The following is a 2730-nucleotide window of genomic DNA, read 5'->3' on the forward strand; positions in this document are numbered from 1 at the left end:
GATAATCTCGACTATCGTGCGGAGCCACGCCGACATGCCGTAATCTCGATTATCGTGCGACGCTCTGCGTCGCATGCGGTTCTGGACGCTCTGCGTCCTCTCTTGAGTGTGCAGTGCGGCAAAGATCTGGGACGCGGAGCTTTGGCACGTTATTCCAGGCTATTTCAATGCTGCCAATATCTGATCCGGGTCGAAACCCCGGATCAAGGTGCCGTTGACGTCGATCAGCGGTATGCCTCTGCCACCCAGTGCTTCGTAGGCCTTGCGGCCTTCTTCGGACTTCTCGATGTCGAACTCCTGATACGCAATTCCTTTGCTGTCGAGAAAGCGCCGCGTCTGTTTGCAGTAGCCACACCAGTCAGTGGCGTACATCACCACTTTCGCCTGGCTGTAGCTCTGCGCAACGCTTGCTGGCGGCGGGTTGACGAAGTTCTCGATCTTGCCCCAGTTCTGATAAACCACCACAACCAGCATGATCAGCGCGAACTTCTTGAGGGTGCGTATCAGCATGTCGGTTACCGTCGCTTCAACTGATCGGTCAGTTGGGTCGGCAGCCCCTTGATGATCAGGGTGCCTGCGCTTTCGTCATACTCGATCTTGTCGCCCAGAAGGTGAGCTTCGAAGCTGATCGACAGTCCTTCGGCGCGTCCCGTGAAACGGCGGAACTGGTTGAGGGTGCGCTTATCCGCCGGTATTTCCGGGGACAGGCCGTAATCCTTGTTGCGGATGTGATCGTAAAACGCGCGCGGACGATCTTCGTCGATCAGTTCGGACAGTTCTTCCAGGCCCATCGGCTCGCCCATCTTGCTCTGGCTGCTGGCGTAATCGACCAGGGTCTTGGTCTTATCGCGGGCTGACTCCTCCGGCAGGTCTTCACTTTCGACAAAGTCACTGAAGGCCTTGAGCAGGGTGCGTGTTTCACCAGGGCCATCAACGCCTTCCTGGCAGCCGATGAAGTCGCGAAAGTACTCGGAAACCTTCTTGCCGTTCTTGCCCTTGATGAACGAAATGTATTGCTTGGACTGTTTGTTGTTCTGCCATTCCGACAGGTTGATTCGCGCAGCAAGGTGCAACTGGCCCAGGTCCAGGTGGCGTGAAGGGGTGACGTCCAGCTCGGCATTCACTGCCACGCCTTCACTGTGGTGCAGCAGGGCGATGGCCAGGTAGTCGGTCATGCCTTGCTGATAATGGGCAAACAGCACGTGGCCACCGACGGAAAGATTGGATTCTTCCATCAGCTTCTGCAGATGCTCGACCGCCGTGCGCGAGAACGCGGTGAAGTCGTTGCCACCGTCCAGATACTCTTTCAGCCAGCCGCTGAACGGGTGTGCGCCGGATTCTGGATGGAACAGGCCCCATGCCTTGCCTTGTTTGGCGTTGTAGCTCTCGTTGAGGTCGGCCAGCATGTTCTCGATGGCCTGGGACTCAGCGAGTTCGGAGTCGCGTGCATGGAGAACAGCGGGCGTACCGTCGGGTTTTTTATCGATCAGGTGGACGATGCAATGACGGATCGGCATGGGCTTCTCGGCTGAAAAAGGTGAAGAGCGTGCAGCTCGTTGCAAGACGGCAAGTGTAACGCACGCGTGCGCCTGATGGCCCGGGGCAGGCTGGTTTTCGCCTGCAGCGAGTGTTTGCTGGGTGTTTTTTGTGCAATTAGCATTAAAACCTGACCAAAAGGATAGGTAGAGGCGGATATTTGTCCGGCTCTGTGCTAGTTTTGCGCGGTCTTGCGCACTTAGCGCGTCAAGCATGCAGTTAGCGCACACGTAGGTCGAACCATTGCCCGGTTTCAGTATCTACACTTTCGCGATTAATCGTGGCTGCTAGCGGGTGGCCAGGTTCATTGCCTGGCCACGGGCCGACGTTGCACTCTGCAATCCAAATGAATTTGATAGGGAAGGAACACCACCATGGCTCTTACTAAAGACCAATTGATCGCCGATATCGCTGAAGCTATCGACGCGCCAAAAACTACCGCGCGTAATGCTCTTGAGCAATTGGGCCAAATTGTTGCCGACCAATTGGAAAACGGCGTGGAAATCACTTTGCCAGGTATCGGCAAACTGAAAGTTGCAGAGCGTCCGGCTCGCACTGGCCGCAACCCTTCGACTGGCGCTGCCATCGAAATCGCTGCCAAGAAAGTTATCAAGTTCGTACCAGCCAAAGTGCTGACCGACTCGATCAACAAGTAAGCAACCGCTTGCTGTGAAAAAGCCGTGCACCGGTTAACCGGGCACGGCTTTTTTGTGGGCGTCTGATCACAGATCTGTGCCGCACGGCACACTCAAGAGAGGACGCAGAGCGTCCAGAACGGCATGCGACGCAGAGCGTCGCACGATAATCGAGATTAAGGCATGTCGGCGGAGCGTCGTACGGTAGTTGAGATTATCGTTCCTCACGCTCCAGTGTGGGAACGCCTTGCGTGACGCTCCGCGTCACAGATCTGCGCCGCACGGCACACTCAAGAGAGGACGCGGAGCGTCCAGAACGGCATGCGACGCAGAGCGTCGCACGATAATCGAGATTAAGGCATGTCGGCGGAGCGTCGTACGATAGTTGAGATTATCGTTCCTCACGCTCCAGCGTGGGAACGCCTTGCGTGACGCTCCGCGTCACAGATCTGTGCCGCACTGCATACTCAAGAGAGAACGCAGAGCGTCCAGAACGGCATGCGACGCAGAGCGTCGCACGATAATCGAGATTAAGGCATGTCGGCGGAGCGTCGTACGA

General features: G+C 56.6%; 3 protein-coding genes. 1 reads left to right on the forward strand and 2 read right to left on the reverse strand.

The window, feature by feature from the left end; all coding sequences use genetic code 11:
* Positions 1-159: 159 nt before the first annotated feature.
* Together RYC17_RS11905 and yejK are read right to left on the reverse strand one after the other, a co-directional pair.
* A complete protein-coding gene (locus tag RYC17_RS11905; RefSeq protein ID WP_002552277.1) occupies positions 160-510 on the reverse strand; it encodes a glutaredoxin family protein in 351 nt (116 codons plus the stop codon).
* A gap of 5 nt (positions 511-515) precedes the next feature.
* Complete coding sequence (gene yejK / locus RYC17_RS11910) at positions 516-1517, reverse strand: nucleoid-associated protein YejK (protein WP_058409296.1); 1002 nt, start codon at positions 1515-1517, stop codon at positions 516-518.
* Positions 1518-1910: 393 nt separating this feature from the next.
* On the opposite strand from yejK, the gene RYC17_RS11915 reads away from it, so the two are divergent.
* On the forward strand, positions 1911-2192 hold the full coding sequence (locus tag RYC17_RS11915; RefSeq protein ID WP_002552279.1) for an HU family DNA-binding protein: 282 nt from the start codon (positions 1911-1913) through the stop codon (positions 2190-2192).
* Positions 2193-2730: the final 538 nt, after the last annotated feature.

This window comes from Pseudomonas syringae group sp. J248-6, assembly GCF_032586995.1.
Classification (GTDB): Bacteria; Pseudomonadota; Gammaproteobacteria; order Pseudomonadales; family Pseudomonadaceae; genus Aquipseudomonas; species Aquipseudomonas amygdali.

Excerpts from the sequence above, each read along its gene's own strand:
- RYC17_RS11905 (WP_002552277.1), bottom strand. The coding sequence starts at position 510 with ATGCTGATACGCACCCTCAAGAAGTTCGCGCTGATCATGCTGGTTGTG.
- yejK (WP_058409296.1), bottom strand. The coding sequence starts at position 1,517 with ATGCCGATCCGTCATTGCATCGTCCACCTGATCGATAAAAAACCCGAC.
- RYC17_RS11915 (WP_002552279.1), top strand. The coding sequence starts at position 1,911 with ATGGCTCTTACTAAAGACCAATTGATCGCCGATATCGCTGAAGCTATC.